This is a genomic window from Prauserella alba (genome assembly GCF_024171735.1).
Lineage (GTDB): Bacteria > Actinomycetota > Actinomycetes > Mycobacteriales > Pseudonocardiaceae > Prauserella > Prauserella alba.
The window spans coordinates 1,404,281-1,424,125 of record NZ_JAMTCH010000003.1 but is presented as its reverse complement, the minus strand read 5'-3'; the positions used below and the strand labels follow the sequence as shown (position 1 = coordinate 1,424,125).

Below are 19,845 nucleotides of genomic sequence, written 5' to 3'. Positions count from 1 at the left end.
GCCCCGAGTGCTAGGCGGTCAGATCGCCCCACAGGTCGGTGACCAGTCCTTCGATCGCGGTGAACGCGGTGTTCATGAACTCCTGCAGCGGTGCGCCGACGACCGTTCCCATGAGCAGGAACGCCAGCACCACACCGGCGATGACCGAGCCGAGTTGCAGGGTCGAGTCCTCACCGCGGCAGAGCACGGCCACGATCGCGAGCATGAGCAGCGTCAAGACGAGCGAGAGCGTCATCGGCTGATTCCTTCCGTGGTTGATTCGGTGCAAAGCCCCAGCCCGGCAGGCATGTGGTTGGCGGTTTGGGCCACCAGGCTGTTCGCGCGCCCCGTGTGGTTCACCGGCGCTTGGTGAGGCGCTTGCCCTCGCGTTTGCCGTCGGCCAGGAACACGCCGGTGAGGGTCAGCAGGGCCACCGATGTGGGGGCCGTGATGATCCAGCCCGCTTCGTCGCTGATGGCGCCCTGTGTGCGGTGGACGTAGTACAACGCGCCCAACGCGGAGAGGCAGATGACCAGGAACAGGGTGATGTACAGCGCGGTGAGGATCTTGTTCATTGCGGGTCCTTCCGTGTCGGTTCGTCTGTGTGCTCGGCGCGGAGGGCCAGGGCGGTGGTCACCAGCGAGGCGGCGACGGAGATCAGCCGGTGCGCGGCCTGGTCCATCTCCATCAGCGCGGTGCCCGGGCCGCCCTCGTCGATGACGCCGTCGCGGCGCTGCACGGTGGCGTGGTCCAGGTAGCCGCCCTTGCCGATGGCCTTGCTGCGCAGGAACTTTTTCAGCGGCTCGCGCCGGTCGATCACGTAGTGCGTCGCGGCGTTGAGCGCGTGGCCGGTCAGCCACGCCCGCACCGGCACCCGATGCCCCAGCACCCGCGTCACGGCCCACCCGGCCGCGGCCTGACCCGCGGTGTAGGTCGCCACGTGGCGAGCGCAGTGCTTGGCACCCTCCCGACCCGGTCGGGCCTTGCCCTGCGCATCCACCGAGGACTGCAGGATCTGATCGCAGTACGGGTGCACGTCCGAGAACGTGGCCTGCAGCGCCGCGAACAGGGCCAATCCGCGCAGCCGGTTCATCGACCGCTCCGGACGGTCTTGCGCTTGGCCGGACGCGAGTCGTCCTTGTCGCGCTTGCTGAACGCCACGACTCCCAGCACACCCGCGGCGACCAGGCCGCAGATTCCCGCGGTCCGCATCAGCTCCGGATTGGCCGTGCCAACAGTGAGGACGGCGGCCAGGATCAGGCCCAGGAAGGCGAAGAACGTCTTGTCGGACATGAGAAACGGTTCCTTTCAGTGGTGGTGATTCAGTGACTGCGCACGCCGGGCGAACTCCGCCGCGCGCTGCCGCTCGACAGCGGCGTGTTCACCGCGGGACTCCTGCGCAAGCCGGGCATGCACCCCGGACAAGCGCTCGAACCACGCGGACATCTCGGAAGCGCCAGCGCCAGGCGCCGGACGGTGCAACCCCAGGCACGTCAACTCAGACAAGGCGGCCATCACAGGACTCCCCACCAGGGCTGACGCCGGGCGGCGTCGCGGATGATCTGCCTGTGATCGAAGGCCAGCGGCAGCCAGTCGAGCCCGAGCACGTCGGCCACCGGCAGCCAGTGGGCCTCCGTCGCGTCGTCCCCGGCGATGGGCATGAGCTGCGGGGCGAGCGTGCCGACCGTCGTGGCGTAAGCGAAGGTCACGTAGCGACCCCGCGGATCACGACCCGGAGCGGCATACACCCCGACCGGCTCCACGCTGCCGATCCGCAACCCGGTCTCCTCGGCCAACTCGCGATGCGCGGCGACCTCGGTGGACTCGCCTGCATCGACGTGCCCACCCGGAAGGGCCCAGTGCCCCTCGAACGGGTCCCAGCCCCGGCGAATCAGCAGCACGCACGGCCTATCGCGCTCGTCCAAACTGAACAGGGCCACATCGGCGGTCAGGTTGGCCATCTCGTCACGGCCCATCACGCGGCCTCCTCGCCAGTCAACGGGCGGGTGGTGTGCGGATCGTGCGACCGCCTCACGGGTCGAAGTCGCACGATCCGCCGCCTCGAATCCCCCAGTTCAATCCGGCGCGAGAACCGACGGGCCGTCCCGGCGATGTTCGGCAGAGCCTCGCTAACGACGCGGTCCGCTTCGTCGCGCTCATCCATCGCTAGCTCTTCTTCCTGAACTGCGGAGATGTAGTCATCAGTCGCGAACTCGACCGCTTCACGCGCGGTCCGGTCCGTGATCCGTGCCGTCCTCATTCGTTTCCTCCAGTCCGTGTGACCAATGCTGACATTAGTCAGCTTTGGTCACATAGTCACTGCTCTTTCCGGGTGATTCGTTGGTCAGGGTTGGTCAGGTCGGTATGCTCGCGGCATGGAAAGTGGACTGCCTGGCCTGGCCCCGTTCGAGCGAGTTGCTGCGTTAATGCGAGACGCTGTTATCGCTGGTCACTGGACTCCGGGAGAGCAGCTACCAAGCAATCGAGTTCTCGCCGAGCAGTACGACGTATCGCTCCCGACACTGCAGCGCGCTGTCGGCGTTCTCCGGGATGAGGGCTGGCTCCTGTCCCGCGGATCGGTCGGAGTCTTTGTTGCCGACCCGCTGCCCGAGGCGAAACCGTCCGCGTCATTGTCCGAGCTACGCGAGACCGTGGCGAAACTCCAGGGCGCCGTGACCGAACTTGAGCGCCGGGTCTCTGGCATCGAGAGCAGCTCGGAAACGACTTCGTCATCCGCCGAGTGAAGGGCACGGCACCGATTGCAACCACGAACTTCGCAGCCCTCGTTGTTGATCCGCCCTCCCATACCGGTCGACCGTGCATTCCCCACGACTTCCTCCTTGCCTAGTGGCTTCCGCGGCGTCGCTGCCGTTGACAACAAGAATCGGCGAGAACAAGCGGTGTCGGTAGATGATCAGAGGGTGACTCGATTGAGCCTTGCTTCGAGTCACCCCCACCTGACCAGGGAAAAGGCGACGTAGGGGGCGTCAGTTGGGGGAACCGTCGAAGCTGGAGCGAGCGCGCATCGCTAAGGACTGGTCAATTCCCGAAGTGTGTCAACGCCTGGCGGCTGCACGCATTGAACTCGGTAACGGCATGCCGCCGAAGCCGGAAAGCCTGAAGCGCATGTTCCAGGACTGGAAGAACGGCAGGCGACGGCCCACCGACTGGCAGGACGAACTGTGCGCCGTCTTCGAGATGTCGCCCGCAGCACTTGGCATTGCGGAGGAAGAACCACCCTCGACGCCCCTAGCCATTCCCCGGGCGCTGCCGAGCGTCGCCGAGTACGGCGACGACGCCTTCCTCGAATCCGCCCGCGGCTATCTCGGCCACCTCGTCGCGCTCGACAACCGGTTTGGCGCGGCCGACATCGTGCCGATGGCCGTCCGATACTTCAAATCGCTCAAAGACCTGCTGGGTACCGGTGCATACGACCCGAGCATCGAGCGTGACTTACAGGCGGTTACAGGTGAGATCGCGGAGTTGGGCGGCTGGCTAGCGTACGACGCCGAACGGCACGACCTGGTACGCAAGCTGAACCAAGAGGCGCTGTACTACACGCAGCTCGCCGGGGACCGAAGTATCGAGCTTCTGACGCTGCAGAACGCGAGCATGCACGCTGGCGCCATGGGCCGCCCGAACGAAGCGCTGCAGCTCGCGAATCGTGTGCTGAACGGCTTCGACCTCTCGCCTCGGCTGCGTGCCCTGTTCCTCACCCGAAAGGCCCGCGCGCTAGCGCAGGCGGGCGATGCAGGCGCGCTGCCCTTGTTTGACGAAATAATGTCGCTCTACCTCGAAGGTGTCGGCGACGACGATCCGCCGTGGGCATGGTGGATCGACGAACGGGAACTTGCGTGGCACAAAGCGATGGCTACCGATGCACTGCGCCCCAGTGGTGCGGCGCTGCCGGAATTCGAGCATTCCGTCGAAGCAACTGACCCGAATGAGATGCGGAGCCAGTACCTCCACCGCGCCTACCTGCTACAGGCTCAGATAGGCGCGTCTTCCTGGAGAGAAGCAGAACAGACAATCAACACGTTGCTTCCGCTCATTCCACAAGTTGAATCGACACGCACCAAGGTGCTCATCCGGGAATCGATCGCGACGATTGCCAGCGGGCCACAGAAGGTTCCCGACGGAATACAAACCGGAATCGCGAAGCTCGGTATCGCGTTGGACGACGCGGATGCATTGGAGGTCCTGTGAACAGGGACGAACTACACGCCTTGGCCGACCCGGCTTTCGAGCAGTACTTCCTGGTCTCGACGAGCAAGTTGAACCTGCTCTTCGCCGCAGCCGACATTCGACCGAGCGACGCGGTTCTCGAAGTCGGAGCGGGAGCGGGCACAGTCGCGCGCAACATGCCGCCGTGCGCGAGCCTGACCGTCGTGGAACTCGACACGCGGCTGATCGACGCGCTCCGGCGGGAAGTGCCACACGCAGACGTGCTCCAAGGCGATGCCTTGCAGATCGCGCAAGAACTCCACTACGACGTGCTGATCGGCAACCTGCCCAACGTCGTGACCGAATCGCTCATCGACCTGCTACCGCAGCTCTCGTTCCGCACGGCCGTGCTCGCCACCGGCCAGCACTCCGACTTCAGCCGCCTACCTCCGGAGTTCACCGTCAGCGAGGTCACCACGATCACCGGCGACGACTTCAGCCCGCCACAGCCGAGCGTGTCCCGGATCGTGCGGGTGGCGCGCCGGGTGTCGTCCGAGTAGAGCAACGCTCAGCCCCGCGTCCTACGCGCCGAAAGACGGGGAACCAGTGTTCTCTCGACGCATGGGACTAAGCATTTGAGCGGAGGTCCTCGTGCCGTGGCCTCAACTCTCCTGAGTGACTATCTGAGTGACGACAGGGGCAGAAAGCCGCGGACGTACACGGACACTCATGGACGTGAGTGACGCGCACAAACGGGCTCTGACCTGGTGTTTTTGACCCCTCAGGTGCCTGGGGGTCAAGGGGTCGCAGGTTCAAATCCTGTCAGCCCGACCGGCAAGGGGCCGTTTACGCAGGTAGACGGCCCCTTTTTCATTGCCCTGAACGCAGCCGACCCCGGGGCATGTCACATTCATGACACACGCCCGGGGTCGCCCCTCATGCCGCATCCAGCTCGTCCAACAGCTTCGTCCGTCGCAGGTCGAGCACGCCCCGTCTGGTGGACGGAGTTCATCGGCCCGGACTGGAGCGAAGCACTCGCGTATCACCTGGACCTCGAAAGCGAGGCCACACGGATCGACTCTTGGACCATCGATCTTGTCCCTGGCTTGCTGCAGACCCGGGACTACTCCGCTGCCCTCATGACCTCCCGCGTGGACGTGCCATCTGAGCAGCTGGAGCGTCGACTAGCGCTGCGGGAGCGTCGCCAAGAACGCGTCCAGAACGGGTCCTTGGAGCTGTGGGCGATCCTCAGTGAGGCCGTCCTTTACGGGCAAATCGGCGGCCCCGACGTCCTCCGAGGCCAACTTGAGTACTTAGCCGGACCTCCAGGCAACGTCACGGTACAAATTCTGCCGTTCACAGCGGGTGCACACAGCGGGCTGGGGACCAGCTTTCACCTGCTCGCGTTCGCTGGCTGGCCCACCGTTGGATATCAAGACACCATCCAGCAGGGCCTTTACTATGACGACCCGGACGTCGTGAACGGCCTCACAAGGACGATTGACGACGTCCGCGCCACGGCATTGAGCCCGAGTGCATCGCGCGAGATGATCGCTCGGCGAGCGACAGAACTGAAGGGTGAGTGACCATGCTCGATCACCAATGGAAGAAGAGTTCGTACTCCGACGGCGGCGGTAACTGCCTCGAGGCGCGGCTCACCGAGACCGACGGCGTCGAAGTCCGCAACAGCAAGGCCCCGGAGCTGGGCTCGGTCAAGTTCACAGCGAGTGAGTGGGATGCCTTCATTGCCGGAGCCAAGGATGGCCAGTTCGAGATCCCGAGGTAGACCCGACCCGCTTCGTTCAAAGAGCCCCGAGCCGCGAGGATCGGGGCTCTTTTTCGTCCCGTTCGCGCCCTTCACTGGCACCGCATCAGACGCACTCTGCACAGGCCCGAACCACTCCGTTCGAGGGAGCGCCACAGCCCGCCGTAGAGGCTGTGTTCAGACTTTCTCTTCTTGTTCAAGGCGGCGCCTGACGGCGCCGCGCGGCCTCGCCCTTCCTGCTCCGACCGAGCCTGCGCGCGGGGCATGCGGCCTGGCGGCCGGTCCCCGCGCGCATCGGCCGGAGCCGAGGCAGGCCGCACACACCATCGGCACGCGTTGACCAGAAGAAACAGAAGCCCTCGCCGGGCGGGCAGGCTCCGGGATGGGCCCGAGGTGCGTAGCGGCAGCGCTGACGGGTGCCGGCCCGGCGAGTGCTGGTCCATCCCGTCGCCTGACCTGATGGCTATCACGCCGCATCAAGGCCGCAAGCCTGGATCTCACACGCGCCAGCAGCCGTCAGCGGTTGCGGCCTTGACACGACGTGATCGAGACGCCATCAGGCGACGGGATGGACCAGCACCCAGCCTCGTGTGAAGAAGCTACTTGTCGCGGGCCTTAAGCTGCGGTGATGTCTGCGTCTCCACCAGATCCAATTACGACCATCGACGTAGCTACGGCTGTCGGAACAGTAGGGAGCGCAATATTCACGGGCGCCGCTGTCGCAGTCGCCTTATTCATCTCCCACCGCGACTCACGCCATGCCGATGCGGAACGTAAGGACCGCGACATGGCGCAGGCTCGGCTAATCGTCGTTTCACCACCGACGACAAGGGGAGGACGCCACGTTGGCCTATCGATCACCAACTACAGCACAGCACCTATATTCGACGTGGACGTTGATTTCGTCGTGTACTACGAGGACCCGAACGTGCAAGGTTTACCCAGCAAGGGCACGACCGACCCGGTGCTCGTGCTTGCCGCCGGGGAGTCCAAGACATACGGCGTAGTGGTTACGGACCTGGACGGCAAACCAGTAGTCGCTACGGCCAACTCCCCTATTCACGAGCCAACTCGCCGCGAGTTACACGTGACTTTCATGGATGCCGCTGGTCTGAGATGGCAACGAACGGGTCTCGGCCAACCGGTACGGCTTATCGAGGCGGAACCTCGTTCACGTCGAGGTTGGTGGCTTCCATGGCGTCACAAGGGCTGATCGCGATAGCCACTCCAGTGCGAGCGACGGAAATGCCTCCCCGGCGCGCGATAGCCATTGTCAAGGAACGCTGACGAGAGCGTGAGGCCAAAGCGGGTGTCGCAGGTTGATCGTCCGACCGCCCCGTGCGTGGCATGCCACATTCATGTCACATGCGACCGGTAGACGCCAGCAACCGACAACATACAACCACAGCGAAACGCCTGGTCAGGAGACGCTCGCTCGCCGCCAGTGCAGGCCAAGCTAGGCGCGAACAAGGTCAAGGGGTCGCAGGTTCAAATCCTGTCAGCCCGACCGGCAAGGGGCCGTTTACGCAGGTAGACGGCCCCTTTTCGATGTTCCGGGCATGCGACCCACCGGACGGAACCGAGGCAGGCCGCACACACCATCAGCGCACCTTGACCGGCAGAGAAGTCCTCGCCGGACGGGCAGGTCTCGAGGAGGACCGGAACCGACCTGCGCTCCGGTCCGCGGGCGGCCGGGACGCGTCCTCCCAGAGGGCTTTCACCCAACATCACGGGGCAAGCCTGGCAACATCAGCCACCGGACCCGAGGCAGTTTTCCCCTCGACACCAGCGTGGCCGGGCTACGCCGGGTCGACGGGATGCCACCAAGGCCCCCCTGCAGCGTGAGGAGTGGAGAAGATGTCTGGAAGGCGCGGCAGGCTACTCGCAGTCAGTATCACTGTGACGCTACTCGGGTGCTTCGGTACCGCATGCCAGCCCGGAGGATCGTCAACTCGTGAGTCGAGCGTCTGCGCCTTGTCGGTTAGGTTCGACGGGCGCACATACGAGTCGGACGCAGGCATTGTTCCGGCGAGTGAAACACGGCGAATCGGAACAGGGCACTACCCACCGTGCGATGATGCCTCCGGCAACTCGGGCGGATCATCACCTGCGAAGGTAGCGGCTATCGATGGCATCGACACCGCCACAGCGGTAGCCGTATACAACACAGGAGGGTGGCGCGCACTCGTGCCACGCGGCCAGCCGATCCCGTCAAACATGCCAGCCGTCAGGCCTTGATTCTTACTGTCGCCCTGGAACAGCCCGCACAACATTCGCGCAACGCGGCAACCGACATACGGCCGTTACCGGTGTGAACGCCCCCTCTTCATTACCCACGGGACCCCGCGTCATCCGAAACTGCTGCGATAGGTCGAGCGCTGAATCGCACAAACCGACTCATGGGCACAACGCAGGCCCGCGACGCACGGCCCCGCCCAGGCTCCCCCGGACCGAGCCTGCGTACGAACCGCGTGACCGGGGTCCGATCCGTGAGGCGGTGGCCGGGTCGAACACCACCACGTAGCTTTCCGACCAGCTGTAATGGAGCCTCTCGCACCGTCGATACACGGGGCATCAACCCAGCGGGGAGGGCGAATGAACCGCCCAACAGCAGCCGTCCTGTGCGTGCTCGCCGTGCTCGTCGCCGGTTGCACCGACGCCACCGACCAGGCACCGCAAACGCCGCCACAGCACCCGACATCCAGCTCGCCGGACTCCGCACCGTCGACACCCGGCCGGCCGGCCACGACCGCGGCGGCACGCACCGCCGAAGTACCCACACCACCCCAGGGCACCCGGGCACCACCGACCGCCGGCTACCAGTGCCTCGAAGGGGACGCGGCGATCTACGACGTGTGCGCGGACCACGAAGCCTGGCTCGAGGGCCAACGCGAGTACGCCCGATGCCTCGAGCACGACGGGACATGGGACGTCCGGTCGCAGGCATGTGTCCACCGGCCGAGCACCGCTGCGTCCAACCCGGACAGGATGCCCTCGGACCCAGAGTTCCGTGACTCCAACGGCGAAACCTACGAAGAGTACTGCGCACGAACGAAACAGCCGCTGCACAGCTGCGCCGCGGGCTAGAACCCGTCGTCCCGCGCTCGATCGGACGCCGACCGGCCCGCGAACCATCCACAATGGATCTCAGATGGCCGAAACCCGGCCGAAACCCGGCCGGAAACCAGCCGCCGGATCAGGCGCGTCACCGCCGAGGGGCGAGACCCCCGATGTGGTCCTGGGACTCCAGCAACCCCTCGTCGGACGGCGTCCCGTGCTCGTCGAACACGCGGGCACGCTGTTTCCGGCGCATGTCCTCGTGGGCCTCGGCGGGCACGTCGAACCCGTAGGCCTCCTGCGCCTCACGCGGCGTCAAAGTGCGCTGCTCCACGGCCGGAATGCCCAGCTTGGCCGGCGCCACGATCGGCACCCCTGCCGGCGCCATCATCCCGACGAAACGGAAGTACGCGTTGAGCGAGCGGTGCAGCAAAGCATGGATCGCCTTGTTGGGCGGCGAAACGAGGAGATCGGTCAACCGCCCCTGTTTCAGATCGAACATCTTGCGGACATAGCCCGGATAAGTGGCGACGATCCCCTTCCGCAGGAAGAACAGGACGGGTTTGAGCGCGACCCGCTTCCACGCCGCCAGGTCCGGCGGCAGCGCGATGTCCAGCCGCAGAATGAAGTCGACCATGTCCTGCGCGGCCTCGGAGGAGGCCAGATGCGGCCGCCAGCTCTCGAAGTACGCGATCACGTCCTCCCGGCTGCGCGGAACCGTCGCCGGGTCGATCGTCTGCAGCTCGGCGGCGCGGGCACACTCCCGCCAGTACTGGCTCTCCTCCTCCGCGGAAAGACGCCCTGGCCCGAACTTCTCGTAGCAGTAGAGGATCGAGTGCCACGCCGTCATGTGGATCCACAGCTGCGACGAAGGCGCGTTGGCGTCATACCGGCCGCCGGTGACCGGATCGTGCCCGATGGCCTTGGAATGCACCTTGACCAGCACGTCCGCGGCCTTGGCCGTGGGCTCGCTGGCGCCGAAGGCCACCATGCCGAAGTAGCGGATGGTGCGGGCGTAACGCGTGTGCGGCCGATACTTCACGCCGCCGGCCTGCACCACGGCCGCGGTCAGGTTGGGGTCGAGATGCTCGATGGTCACCGCGCGGGCGAAACCGAGCACGTACGACGTGGGATGACTCCACACCTTCCACGTGACCGAACCCGGTCCGAAGAACCCGTTGTCGGCGGGCGCCTCGAACCGCGAAGCGAGCTGTGCGCGGGTCTTGAAGCCGAGCATTCGACGTACCACCTTCGTTGGCCGGTCACGTGCGTACAGCACTTCCTACAGGGCTGTAGCTTCGCACAAATTGACAGAGGTGCAATATAGTTGCGGCGTGACGTCCACTACCCCCGGCAACTCGCGCCGGCGCACCCACCGCAAGCGGGCCTACGCGCCACGCCTTCCGCTCGCGGAGCGTCGCGAGCACCTGCTCGACGCCGCACTGCGGGTGCTGGCGCGCGAGGGCTACGACCGCATCTCCATCGAGGCGATCGCCAAGGAGGCGGGCGTCACGCGACCCGTCGTGTACGGCGCGTTCGACGGCCTCGAACCCCTCCTGAACCACCTCCTCGACCGCACCCAGCGGCGCGCGCTGGACGCCGTCGCCCGGTTCATGCCGGAGAACCCGGACCTCTCGGATCCGGACGGCTTCCTGCTGGAGCTCGTCGCGGGCGTGATCGACGCAGTACGCGCCGAACCCGAGGTCTGGGGCCCGGTACTCGGACTCATCCAGGGAGCACCCGCCGTGGTCCGCGACCGGATCGAGGGCGACCGCCGCGCCATCCGGGCCCGATTCGAGCACCTCCTGGCCGTGGGCCTCGAGATCCGCGGTGGTCCGGACCTCGACGTCGAACTGCTCTCGCACATGATCTTCGTGTCGGTCGAACATTTCGGACGCCTCGTCCTCGAGGAGCCGGAGAGGTTCACCCGCGAACGCCTCGTCGACGGCCTGGCCGGACTACTCGCCGCCGTGCAACCCGGGCCCGCACCGGACGGCGCCGCAGCCGGCGGCGACCGGTGAGCTGATCCACGTGCCCGATGGATCCGGCCGCCTGCGCCATCGGCGCGCGAGTGGCGCGACCTCACCCCGCTCCGTCCCGTTGCTCACCGCCGCCGGCGGACGGATCGGCCTCCGGCGGCTCGGCAGCCGGCCGCTCCGGCACGGCCACGAGCGCGCTGTTGGCCAGCAGGGCGTCGACCCACCTGGCCCTGGGATCCACATCGACCAGCACCGCCTTCGTCAACAGGGTCAGCGGCACCGCCAGAATCGCCCCGACCGGCCCGAGAACCCACCCCCACAGCACCAGCGACACGAACGTCGCGATCGTCGAGAGCCCCACCGCGTTACCCACGAACCGGGGCTGGATCACCGACTGCACGACGAAGTTCAGCACACCGTAGACGGCGATGACGCCGACCATGAGGCGCCAGTCGCCCTCCAGCAACCCGAGAATCGCCGGCGGCGCGACACCGAGCACGAACCCGACGTTGGGGATGTAGTTCGTCATGAACGCGAGCAGCGCCCACAGCACCGGCAGCGGAATACCGAGCAACCACAGGGCGACACCGTCCAGCACGGCGACGATCAGGCCGAACACCGTCGTGACGAGCATGTACCGCCGAGTGCCCCGCACGAACCCCGCGATCGCGATGCCGATCCCCGGCCGGTCGGCGCTCACGGCGTTGCGGCGCGCGTCGGCACCGGACGCTTCCATGCTCAGGAACAACAGCAACGCGAGCAGGAAGAGCACACTCGCACCCACTCCGGTCACCGAGGACAGCAGCGCCTGGACGTAGCCGAGCACCCGGTTGAGATCCAGACTGGACGCCGCGGGCCGGAGATGTTCCGTGTCCACACCGAATCTGCCCAGTGCGGCCGTGGCCGACGACACCAGATCGTCGGCGCGCGCCGTGTACCGGGGCAGCAACGCGGCGAGCTGCGCAACCGACACGACCAGCACCGCGACCAGCCCGGCGAGCAGAGCGTACACCAGCAACACGAGCACGGCCGTCGCGACCCAGGCAGGGGCTCCCCACCGGCGCAGCAACTGCGACGCCGGGCTCACGGTGATCACCACGACCAGCGCCAGAAACAGCGGGCCGACCAACCAGGACGCCGCCATCAGACCGGCGATCACCACGACGGTCGAGGCCGCACCGATCAACAACACGACCGCGCGCGGCATCCCGCGCACCACGAGGTCCGGGCCGGCGGTCATGGCCGGGACGCTAACCGGCACCACTGCGGAACACCTCGTCCATACCGGATGAGAACCCGCCCCGAGACTCACCCACCCGGCGGACGTCCGGAGAGACCGCCGCAGCGCCGACGCCGGCACCCCACGTCATGGTCACCGCCGACCGGGGCGGTGACGAACGGCGTCACCGAACCCGCGTGCGCCACGCTGCCGGTGCGCGGTCATCCGCCACGGACGAGGACACCCGTCCCGCCGGCGGCGACGATCCACCGCATGACCCGAGTACCGCGCCGCGCACGGTGGGGCACCGGGCTGCGGTCCGGTCTCGCACCGGAACTGACGGCGGCCGACATCGACCGCATGGCGGCGAAACTGTTTCTCACGGATCGGACCCGACGGTCCGCGTTCTGGGTACTGCTGACGTTGTCCGCGATCATCTCCGGGACCGGCGTGGTGGCCGATTCCACCGCAACGGTGATCGGCGCCATGATCGTGGCACCGCTGATGACACCGATCCTCGGCACCGCGTTCGCGGCGGTGCTGTCCGACCGGCGCCGGATCGTCGCCAGTATTGCCGTAGTGCTCGGCGGCGCGGTCCTGGTCGTGGTCATCGGATACGCGCTGGGCCTGCTGGTGCCGGGGCCGATCGAGGCGGACACCAACTCGCAGGTCGCAGGCCGGGTCAGCCCACGGTTGATCGATCTGGTCTCCGCCCTCGCCACCGGGGTCGTCGGCGCGTTCGCACTCGTCCGCTCCGACGTGTCGGACACGTTGCCCGGCGTTGCGATCGCCATCTCCCTGGTACCACCATTATCGGTCGCCGGGCTGACGTTCGAGTCGGGCGCGGCGTCCCAGGCCTCCGGTGCACTGTTGCTGTTCGCCACGAACGTCGCGGCGATCGTCGCCACCGGCACCGCGATGCTGGCCGGCCGCCGCGTGCGCGCCGTCGCACAGGCATCGGGGTGGCCGACGGGGAAGCTCGGCACGCGCACGATCGCGGTGATCGCCGGGTTCGTCGTCGTGGTCAGCCTGCCCCTGGGCGTGGGCAGCTACCACGTGGTGCGGCAGGAACGGACGGTGGCGATCGCGCGCCCCGCCGTCGAACGGTGGGCGGCCGAACGGTCGTGGCAGATCACCGACCTCACCTACGAACGCGGTCGCATCCAGATCACCGCCATCGGTCGCATCGTCGCGGCCGACCGGCAGGGACTGCGCCGGGCACTCGACGACGCGGGGCTCGCGGACGTTCCGGCACGGCTGTCCCTCGTGGTCGGACGCACCAGCGACGTGGCCGTCAGCGGCCGGTGAGCGCCGCGCGCCGTCACCGTTTACGCGTCAGCAGGAACCCCGCGAGCGCCCCCAGCGCGGCCACGACGACCAGCGCCGTCCACAGCGGCGCCGACACCACGATCGTGAACAGGTGCATGTCCACGGTGTCACGGTTCTGCCCGACGAACAGCACCACGAGCACGGCGACGATCAGCGCTGCGATCTGCCGTGGTCCGATGCGGAAGCGACGGTGCGGGCCCGGTTTCGCGGTCACGACCCGCCTCCCTTCAGCCGTCCGTCGCATCGTGCGCGGCATCCAGGTCCGCGTGCCTCATCCGGCGCGGGTGAGGCACGCGGACGTCCCCGGCCGGCACGTCGACCAGTCCCCGCTGCCGCGCCTCGGCCAGGGCTCCTCTCCTGGTGTGGACTCCGAGCTTGGCGTAGACGGAGCGCACGTGCGTCTTGACCGTGTTCACCGAGACCCCGAGTGCCGCGGCGAGTTCCTCCAAGGAACGCATCGCGGCCAGGTGGCCGAGCACTTCCCGTTCCCGTGAGGTCAGCCGCACTCCCCCGTCGCCCGCGCTCCGCCCGGCGCCGAGGACCGCGTGCCGGATCGCCAGTCCGAACGGCTCCAGCGACCCGAATCCACCGGCATGCTCGACCAGCAGTCGGGCGATGCGCGGGTCTGCAACCACGAACGGCCTGATCAGGTGGATCGGCTCGGCGGCACGCAACGCGGCGTGGAGGAGCTCGAACGCGTGCGTCCGGCGCTCCGCGCTCAACGCCAGGCCGATGTCGTGCACCCGGCCGTGCACCTCGGTCAACATCGGCAGCACCGCCGGATCGCCGGCGCCGTCGGCACCCGGAACGCCGACCGGAACCCCGGCCGTCCACGCGCGGATCAGTGCCACTTCCGCACTCGGTCCGACACGCTCGCGCAACCAGTCGGCCGCCTCGCGGGCTCCCGAATCGTCCCCGGCCGACACCGCCCCGCCGGCCTCGGCCACCGCACCCACCGCTGCGACCTGCGCCGGCACCGGCGTCGCCCCGAGCGCCATCCGAGCCCTGCGCAGTCGCAGCAGGCCGGCGGCGCGATCCCCGCCGTCCATCCCAGCCGTCCCGGTCACCACCTCGACGAGGTAGGCGAGGACCGGGTGTCCCGTCAGGTCGACCCCGGCCGCGGCACCGATCGAACGGCGGGCGGCGTCGGGCTCGGCCCGCACCAGTTCGAAGAACGCGCCGACGAGCCGGTGCAGCACCAGCGACACATCGGGGCCGGGCTCGGTGCCCCGGTCCCGAGCCTCGTGGGCGGCGGCCGCGGCCCCGTAGTCGCCGGCGAGCCAGGCGGCCGCTCCCTGAGCCGGCTCGACATGGGCCAGGATCCCGTACAGGCCGTGCTCGGTGGCCAGCCTCTCCGCGGTTCGCAGCGCCTCTCGTGCCGGGTCGACGCGACGGTCGGTCAGCGCGATCCAGCCACGGTTCAACCAGGCCCATGCCTGCAGTTCGGGCCGGCCGACCCGTGCGGCGTCGCAGACGTCCGCCGGCTCCCCACCCCGGGACAACGCGAGGGCCGAACGGAGCAGGGTTCTCAGCACGCCGTCGACTCCGACGTCCGCCGGAACCGACGCGGCGACGTCCGCCGGGCCCGGACGTCCGGACTGCAGGTGCGCGACCGCCGCGACGAGCGACAGGTGTGGATCGCCGCGCAGGCACGGATCCCGGTCTGCGGTCTCCAGCGCCCGGTGCACGGCATCACCCGCGCCGCGGAGCAGGAGTGCGGGCCCGTACCGGACGAGCAGACGCCCCAGGAGTGCTGCGTCGTCGCACTGCGCGGCCTCGTCCAGCGCTTCGGACACCAGGCCTTCGCCCGCCAGTCCGGCAGCCGCCGTCGCGTGCAGCCTGCCGACGTCGTCGGGGCGGTGCCGTCGCAGGTCCCCGTACAGAAAACACCGCAGCATCGGATGCAGCCGATACCTCGGTTCCTGCGTGCCGATCCGGGCGACGAAGGCCCCTTCCCGCTCCAGGTCGGCGAGGACGGAGCCGGCATCCGGTCTGCCCGACAGCGCCGCGGCCAGCCGCGGACTCACCTCGGCGCAGACGCTGATGGCCCGGAGGAGCTCGCCGGTCCCCTCCGAAACGCCCGCCAGCACCTCCTCCACCAGGAAGGCGGCCACGGACCGCTCGTTCGCAGCGAACTCGTCGAGCAGGTCGGACCGGTCCGGATCGCGGCGCAGCGAACGAGCGGCCATGCGCAGTCCCGCCGCCCAGCCTGCGGTGCGCTCCACGAGCCGCGTGAGCTGCCCGGCGTCGAGCGTGACACCTGCCCGGCGCAGCAGCGCATCGGCCTCCGGTTCGGCGAACCTCAGGTCGCCGGCGCGCAGTTCGGCGAGATCACCGCGCAACCGCAGTCGGGCCAGCGGCAACGGCGGGTCCGCCCTGCTCGACAACACCAGTCGCAGATTCGCGGGCTGGTATCGGATCACGGTCTCGATTCCGTGCCAGACCGAGGGATCCGAGATCTCGTGCACGTCGTCGAGGACCAGCACGATCCGCCAGGGCAGTTCCTCCACGGCGTCGACGAACGCCGCCACCGAGCCCACCGCATCCCCTCCGCGACGGCACCAGCCGTGCAGCCCGTTTCCGTCCGGCACCCGGCGATGCCGCCGGATGGCGCGAGCCAGCGTGCAGAACAGCCGCTGCGGTTCGTTGTCGCGACGGTCGGCCGAGACCCAGGCCGTCCCCGGCCCGTTCGCCGCGACCCAACCGGCGAGAAGGCTGGTCTTGCCGTACCCGGCAGGGGCGCACACCATCGTGACCGGACGATGCGCGACGGCGTCGTCGAGCGCGGCGACCAACGTCTCACGGGCGAGCGACGTGGCCGGCACAGCCGGGACAGCCGTCTTGGTGTGCGGTACCGGGCCGTGCCTGCAGGAGGTCCCCGCCGGGCGCGCAGCGTCCGCCCGCCCGGTGACCGGCCGGTCCGACATGCGCCGCTCGCTGTTCACCGCTCAGGTGGCCGACTCGCGCACTTCCGCGTCCCCGAACACTTCCCGCAATGCGTTCTCCTGCTCGGCCGACAGATTCGTGAAGACCAGCTCGGCGCGGACGTCCCGGAACTCGTCGTGAACCCTGTCGATCACCGCATCCGACGTCATCACGAACAACGCCGACGTACCGGGGACGACGTCGTCACGGATGCGCCGGATGAAGTCGTCGTCGATACCGACGTCCCGCATCGAACCGCCCAGCGCACCGGCCGCCGCACCCATCGCCATGCCCAGCAGCGGAATGAAGAAGATCAGGCCGAACAGCGTCCCCCAGAACGCGCCACCGAGCGCGCCCGCACCGACGAGGTTGTGCAACTGGGTCGTCTTCGGACGGTTGTCGCCCTCGGTCCACGACACCGTCGCGGCATCGTGAACGGTGATCAGATTCTGTTTCGCGAGTGTTCTCAGCTTCTCGCTCGCCTCGCGCGCACCTGCCGGGTCGTCGAACTTCCACACACTCAACGTCGCCACCGCTGCCTCCTCCGTCCGATTACCACTCGGGGTACCCGCGGCGAGACGTCGAATCCTCATCGGGCGAAGGTGGGGTGCACGTCGAGCAGTCCGTGTGCCCGCGCGACGTCGACGGCGTCGGCCCGCTTGGTGACCCCCAGCTTGAGATAGATGGCTCGGGTGTGGGTCTTGACCGTGTTCAGCGACACCGTGAGGTCGTCGGCGATCTCGTCCAGCGAGCGGCCGGTGGGCAGCAGGCTCAGTACCGCGCGCTCACGCTCGGTCAACGTGGGCACGGTGTGTGGAGCCGCCACGCGGCGTGCGACGACGACCCGGCGCGCCAGCGGCTCGCAGGCACCGAACCGGCCGAGGTCGCCGCTCAGCATGTCCCCGATCACCGGCGGTGCGGCCACAAGCGGGTACAGCACGTTCTGCGACCGCGCATGCTCCATCGCCCGCGCCAACGCACGTTCGGCGTCGAGTGATCGGTCCGCCCACCGCTGGATCTCCGCATCGACCACCGCGCAGCACACCGTCGGCCACCGCAGGACCATCGGACGATCGTCGCTCACGGCCGGCGCGAGAACCCGCGCTGCCCGGCCGGGACGCCCCGACGCGAGCTGTTCACGCGCCAGCATCACGGCGACCTCACCGCTGCCAGGGGCGACAGCTTGGCACCGCTCCCTGGCACGTACCGCGACGTCCGGACGGTGCAGTTCGAGGGCGAACCGATGTTCCAGGAAGCCGCAGAGCAGGACCACGACGCCGGGCAGCCTGCCGGTGTCGACGGCTTCGTGCGCGGCGCGGACGCGACGAAGCCCCCGCATCCGCTCGCCTCGCTCGAACTCGGCGGCACCCCGCAGGGTCGCCGCGATGAACCGGGTTCCCTGCGCACCTGCCCGGTTCCGCTCGGCCAGCCGGAGCGCCGTGTCGGCGTGCCGCAGGCACCGCAGCGTATCCGCACGGAGCAGCGCCCCGTACCCGAGCAGCACGTGTGCGTCCGCACCGGCCGTTCCCTGGACCCGGCCTCCTGCTGCATCGGCCGCGACGGCATGCGACGCCAGCTCGGTCATCGACCGGAAGTCGCCGTGCAACGCCGCAACCCCGCCGAGTGTGGTCAGGCACCGGGCGGCCACGTAGTCCGAACGGGCTGCCCTGGCGGCCCTCAGTGCGGAGCCGGCCAGCGCACCGGCCTCGGCCGACCTGTCCCGGCACAGCAGCCGGTCCGCGCGTTGCAGCAGCGCCATCGCCTCCAGCGGGGAGGACGGCACGACCGGCGCGGCACCGCCGGCCACCTCCTCATCACCGGCCTCTCCATCGCCGGCCTCCTCGCCATCGCCGGATCGTCCGGTGAGGAGGCGAATCCGGGTTCCGACGAGGCGTCGCAGTGTGTCGATGTCGATGTCGGTGTCGGTGTCGGGCAGCAGCGCGGCCGCCCGGGCGAGGTCCAGCTCGGCCAGCTCCACCTCGCCCGCCTCCACCCGCACGAAGGCCGAGACGAGATGGAGAGTCCCGTCCCCGTCCGCGTCCCCGTCCGCGGTCTCGGCCGGCAGCGCCGCCAACGCCCGCCGCACGAGGTCGTGTTCTCCCGCGAGCACCGCCGCAACCGCGCACCGGTGCAGCACGGCGCGGATCGTGCCGGATCGGCCCGATGCGCACGCGTGAGCCAGTGCCGGCGCCGGTTCGCCACGCTCCGCGTACCATTCCGCGGCCACCTCGGCCAACCGCGCCGCGCGTTCCGGGTCCCGCCGGTGCAGGGCGGCACGTGCGTGGTCACGGAACGGTGCACGGACGCAGTACCGTGTGCCGTCGGGCACTCGCCGCCGGGCGACGACGGAACCGCGTTCGAGCGCGGCGAGCCTCGCTCCGGTACCGCGGCGGCCCGCCAACGCCGCCGCGAGTTCCGGACTCACCTCGTCGCACACGCTCAGCGTGGCCACCAGTTCCCGCTCCTGCTCCCCGAGCGTCGACAGCACCTCGCCGGCCAGCTGACCGATGACCGGCGAGGCCCGCACCGCGGCCGGCACGGTGTCCCGGCCGTCACCGACGTGCGCGGCCAGCTCCGATGCCGCATGCCGCAGCCCCGCCGCCCACCCTTCCGTGCCCCGCATCAGCTCGGACAACGTGGCGGCGGAGACGTCCAGCTCCGCTCCGGCCAGCAGCTGCGCCGCCTCGCCGGCCGTGAAGCGCATGTCCTCGGCCGACACCTCCGTCACGGTCACCCCGAGCCCCGACCGGGTCAGCGGCGCTCCCGGGACCACACGCCCGGACACGACCGCCCGGGCCGTGGGAGGCAGGCCCCGCAGCAGACCGGCCAGGCCGTGCAACGTCGCCCGGTTCGTGAGCTCGTGGACGTCGTCGAGCACGAGGACGGCGCCGCCGGGCGCGGTACCCAGAGCCGCGGCGATCTCGGCGACGAACGTCGGATCGTCACTCGGGCGCGCCGGAACGGACAACCCACGGTGCTCCCGGAGGGACGGCACTCCGGCCTCCACGGCCTGCAGCAGCGCCGACCAGAATCGCCGCTGGTCGTTGTCGTCGGCGTCCAGCGACACCCACACCGCAGCGGCGCCGTCCCGGCCGGCGCACCATTGGCTCAGCAGCGTGGTCTTCCCGGTCCCCGCGGGCGCGCACACCCACCCGACGCCCGCGGGCGGTACGCGGTCGAGGACCGTCGACAACCGTTCGCGTACCACGAGATTCGGCGCGAGAGCCGGAACCGTGGTCTTCAACCTCGGAACCCGGCTGCGGCGCGGGACGTCGTGCTGCACGGCGCACTCTCCTGCGGTCTCCCCCGGAAACCCTCCCCTTCCACGGTCACACCGCACGGCCGATCGCGCGAATCGCCACCCGATTCACCAACGACGGGTGACTCGCGGGTGAGCGGCCGGGCCCACCGTGGAGAACAGGACCGGG

Annotated in this window: 21 protein-coding genes; 9 read left to right on the top strand and 12 right to left on the bottom strand. The window is 68.8% G+C overall.

The genetic code is table 11. The features are described from left to right. Nucleotides 1-10: 10 nt before the first annotated feature. The 6 genes from LY12_RS06485 to LY12_RS06460 all read right to left on the bottom strand — a co-directional run bounded on the left by LY12_RS06485 (nt 11) and on the right by LY12_RS06460 (nt 2,239). Entirely contained in the window at nt 11-235 is a 225-nt protein-coding gene (locus LY12_RS06485; protein ID WP_253853961.1) for a hypothetical protein, read from the bottom strand. A gap of 100 nt (nt 236-335) precedes the next feature. Beyond that, the gene (locus tag LY12_RS06480) at nt 336-554 is read right to left on the bottom strand and encodes a hypothetical protein (protein WP_253853959.1); all 219 of its coding nucleotides are present in this window, start codon (nt 552-554) and stop codon (nt 336-338) included. After that, complete coding sequence (locus LY12_RS06475; protein ID WP_253853957.1) at nt 551-1,072, bottom strand: hypothetical protein; 522 nt, start codon at nt 1,070-1,072, stop codon at nt 551-553. Before LY12_RS06475 ends, LY12_RS06480 begins: the two co-directional genes overlap by 4 nt. Continuing rightward, on the bottom strand, nt 1,069-1,272 hold the full coding sequence (locus tag LY12_RS06470) for a hypothetical protein (protein ID WP_253853955.1): 204 nt from the start codon (nt 1,270-1,272) through the stop codon (nt 1,069-1,071). The genes LY12_RS06475 and LY12_RS06470 overlap by 4 nt, the downstream gene beginning before the upstream one ends. A 221-nt stretch (nt 1,273-1,493) precedes the next feature. Further along, nucleotides 1,494-1,955 carry an NUDIX domain-containing protein gene (locus tag LY12_RS06465; protein WP_253853953.1) on the bottom strand — a complete coding sequence of 154 codons (462 nt, stop codon included), beginning with the start codon at nt 1,953-1,955 and terminating at the stop codon, nt 1,494-1,496. Beyond that, on the bottom strand, nt 1,955-2,239 hold the full coding sequence (locus tag LY12_RS06460) for a hypothetical protein (protein WP_253853951.1): 285 nt from the start codon (nt 2,237-2,239) through the stop codon (nt 1,955-1,957). The genes LY12_RS06465 and LY12_RS06460 overlap by 1 nt, the downstream gene beginning before the upstream one ends. Before the next feature lie 115 nt (nt 2,240-2,354). Between LY12_RS06460 and LY12_RS06455 the strand changes: the two genes are divergently transcribed. The 7 genes from LY12_RS06455 (at nt 2,355) to LY12_RS06430 (ending at nt 8,995) form a co-directional block, all read left to right on the top strand. Continuing rightward, entirely contained in the window at nt 2,355-2,723 is a 369-nt protein-coding gene (locus tag LY12_RS06455) for a GntR family transcriptional regulator (protein ID WP_253853949.1), read from the top strand. 247 nt (nt 2,724-2,970) lie between these two features. Continuing rightward, nucleotides 2,971-4,185, top strand: a complete 1,215-nt coding sequence (locus tag LY12_RS06450; RefSeq protein ID WP_253853947.1) for an NsdA family TPR-like regulatory protein — start codon at nt 2,971-2,973, stop codon at nt 4,183-4,185. Continuing rightward, nucleotides 4,182-4,703, top strand: a complete 522-nt coding sequence (locus LY12_RS06445; RefSeq protein WP_253853945.1) for an rRNA adenine N-6-methyltransferase family protein — start codon at nt 4,182-4,184, stop codon at nt 4,701-4,703. The genes LY12_RS06450 and LY12_RS06445 overlap by 4 nt, the downstream gene beginning before the upstream one ends. 378 nt (nt 4,704-5,081) lie before the next feature. Beyond that, nucleotides 5,082-5,729 (top strand): DUF5753 domain-containing protein, encoded by a 648-nt coding sequence (locus LY12_RS06440; RefSeq protein WP_253853943.1) that lies wholly within the window; start codon nt 5,082-5,084, stop codon nt 5,727-5,729. A 2-nt stretch (nt 5,730-5,731) separates the two neighbouring features. Then, nucleotides 5,732-5,929 (top strand): DUF397 domain-containing protein, encoded by a 198-nt coding sequence (locus LY12_RS06435; RefSeq protein WP_183652512.1) that lies wholly within the window; start codon nt 5,732-5,734, stop codon nt 5,927-5,929. A 1,836-nt stretch (nt 5,930-7,765) separates the two neighbouring features. Continuing rightward, nucleotides 7,766-8,146: a DUF6281 family protein gene (locus LY12_RS26225; RefSeq protein WP_372493456.1), complete on the top strand. Its 381-nt coding sequence runs from the start codon at nt 7,766-7,768 to the stop codon at nt 8,144-8,146. Nucleotides 8,147-8,503: 357 nt separating this feature from the next. Continuing rightward, nucleotides 8,504-8,995 (top strand): hypothetical protein, encoded by a 492-nt coding sequence (locus tag LY12_RS06430; RefSeq protein ID WP_253853941.1) that lies wholly within the window; start codon nt 8,504-8,506, stop codon nt 8,993-8,995. A 118-nt stretch (nt 8,996-9,113) separates the two neighbouring features. Here the strand turns inward: LY12_RS06430 and LY12_RS06425 are convergent, their stop codons facing one another. Beyond that, the gene (locus tag LY12_RS06425; protein WP_253853939.1) at nt 9,114-10,202 is read right to left on the bottom strand and encodes an oxygenase MpaB family protein; all 1,089 of its coding nucleotides are present in this window, start codon (nt 10,200-10,202) and stop codon (nt 9,114-9,116) included. Nucleotides 10,203-10,299: 97 nt separating this feature from the next. Here LY12_RS06425 and LY12_RS06420 point away from each other — a divergent pair, with 97 nt between their 5' ends. Beyond that, on the top strand, nt 10,300-10,986 hold the full coding sequence (locus tag LY12_RS06420; protein ID WP_253853937.1) for a TetR/AcrR family transcriptional regulator: 687 nt from the start codon (nt 10,300-10,302) through the stop codon (nt 10,984-10,986). Nucleotides 10,987-11,047: 61 nt separating this feature from the next. Here the strand turns inward: LY12_RS06420 and LY12_RS06415 are convergent, their stop codons facing one another. After that, nucleotides 11,048-12,184 carry an AI-2E family transporter gene (locus LY12_RS06415; RefSeq protein ID WP_253853935.1) on the bottom strand — a complete coding sequence of 379 codons (1,137 nt, stop codon included), beginning with the start codon at nt 12,182-12,184 and terminating at the stop codon, nt 11,048-11,050. 252 nt (nt 12,185-12,436) lie between these two features. Between LY12_RS06415 and LY12_RS06410 the strand changes: the two genes are divergently transcribed. Continuing rightward, nucleotides 12,437-13,471, top strand: coding sequence for a DUF389 domain-containing protein (locus LY12_RS06410; protein ID WP_253853933.1), 1,035 nt, complete (start codon nt 12,437-12,439; stop codon nt 13,469-13,471). Between the two features lie 13 nt (nt 13,472-13,484). On the opposite strand, the gene LY12_RS06405 is transcribed toward LY12_RS06410, so the two are convergent. From LY12_RS06405 to LY12_RS26070, 4 genes are all read right to left on the bottom strand, one after another. Further along, on the bottom strand, nt 13,485-13,706 hold the full coding sequence (locus LY12_RS06405) for a lipopolysaccharide assembly protein LapA domain-containing protein (protein ID WP_253853931.1): 222 nt from the start codon (nt 13,704-13,706) through the stop codon (nt 13,485-13,487). A gap of 13 nt (nt 13,707-13,719) precedes the next feature. Continuing rightward, on the bottom strand, nt 13,720-16,317 hold the full coding sequence (locus tag LY12_RS26075) for a winged helix-turn-helix domain-containing protein (protein WP_253853929.1): 2,598 nt from the start codon (nt 16,315-16,317) through the stop codon (nt 13,720-13,722). Between the two features lie 123 nt (nt 16,318-16,440). Continuing rightward, complete coding sequence (locus LY12_RS06395; RefSeq protein ID WP_253853927.1) at nt 16,441-16,950, bottom strand: DUF1269 domain-containing protein; 510 nt, start codon at nt 16,948-16,950, stop codon at nt 16,441-16,443. Nucleotides 16,951-17,006: 56 nt separating this feature from the next. Continuing rightward, nucleotides 17,007-19,700: a LuxR C-terminal-related transcriptional regulator gene (locus LY12_RS26070; protein ID WP_253853925.1), complete on the bottom strand. Its 2,694-nt coding sequence runs from the start codon at nt 19,698-19,700 to the stop codon at nt 17,007-17,009. Between the last annotated feature and the right edge of the window lie 145 nt (nt 19,701-19,845).

Coding starts and splice junctions, on each gene's coding strand:
- LY12_RS06440 (WP_253853943.1), top strand. CDS start 5,082: ATGCCGCATCCAGCTCGTCCAACAGCTTCGTCCGTCGCAGGTCGAGCA.
- LY12_RS06415 (WP_253853935.1), bottom strand. CDS start 12,184: ATGACCGCCGGCCCGGACCTCGTGGTGCGCGGGATGCCGCGCGCGGTC.
- LY12_RS06475 (WP_253853957.1), bottom strand. CDS start 1,072: ATGAACCGGCTGCGCGGATTGGCCCTGTTCGCGGCGCTGCAGGCCACG.
- LY12_RS06470 (WP_253853955.1), bottom strand. CDS start 1,272: ATGTCCGACAAGACGTTCTTCGCCTTCCTGGGCCTGATCCTGGCCGCC.
- LY12_RS06435 (WP_183652512.1), top strand. CDS start 5,732: ATGCTCGATCACCAATGGAAGAAGAGTTCGTACTCCGACGGCGGCGGT.
- LY12_RS06410 (WP_253853933.1), top strand. CDS start 12,437: ATGACCCGAGTACCGCGCCGCGCACGGTGGGGCACCGGGCTGCGGTCC.
- LY12_RS06425 (WP_253853939.1), bottom strand. CDS start 10,202: ATGCTCGGCTTCAAGACCCGCGCACAGCTCGCTTCGCGGTTCGAGGCG.
- LY12_RS06430 (WP_253853941.1), top strand. CDS start 8,504: ATGAACCGCCCAACAGCAGCCGTCCTGTGCGTGCTCGCCGTGCTCGTC.
- LY12_RS26225 (WP_372493456.1), top strand. CDS start 7,766: ATGTCTGGAAGGCGCGGCAGGCTACTCGCAGTCAGTATCACTGTGACG.
- LY12_RS06455 (WP_253853949.1), top strand. CDS start 2,355: ATGGAAAGTGGACTGCCTGGCCTGGCCCCGTTCGAGCGAGTTGCTGCG.
- LY12_RS06480 (WP_253853959.1), bottom strand. CDS start 554: ATGAACAAGATCCTCACCGCGCTGTACATCACCCTGTTCCTGGTCATC.
- LY12_RS06485 (WP_253853961.1), bottom strand. CDS start 235: ATGACGCTCTCGCTCGTCTTGACGCTGCTCATGCTCGCGATCGTGGCC.
- LY12_RS06465 (WP_253853953.1), bottom strand. CDS start 1,955: ATGGGCCGTGACGAGATGGCCAACCTGACCGCCGATGTGGCCCTGTTC.
- LY12_RS06460 (WP_253853951.1), bottom strand. CDS start 2,239: ATGAGGACGGCACGGATCACGGACCGGACCGCGCGTGAAGCGGTCGAG.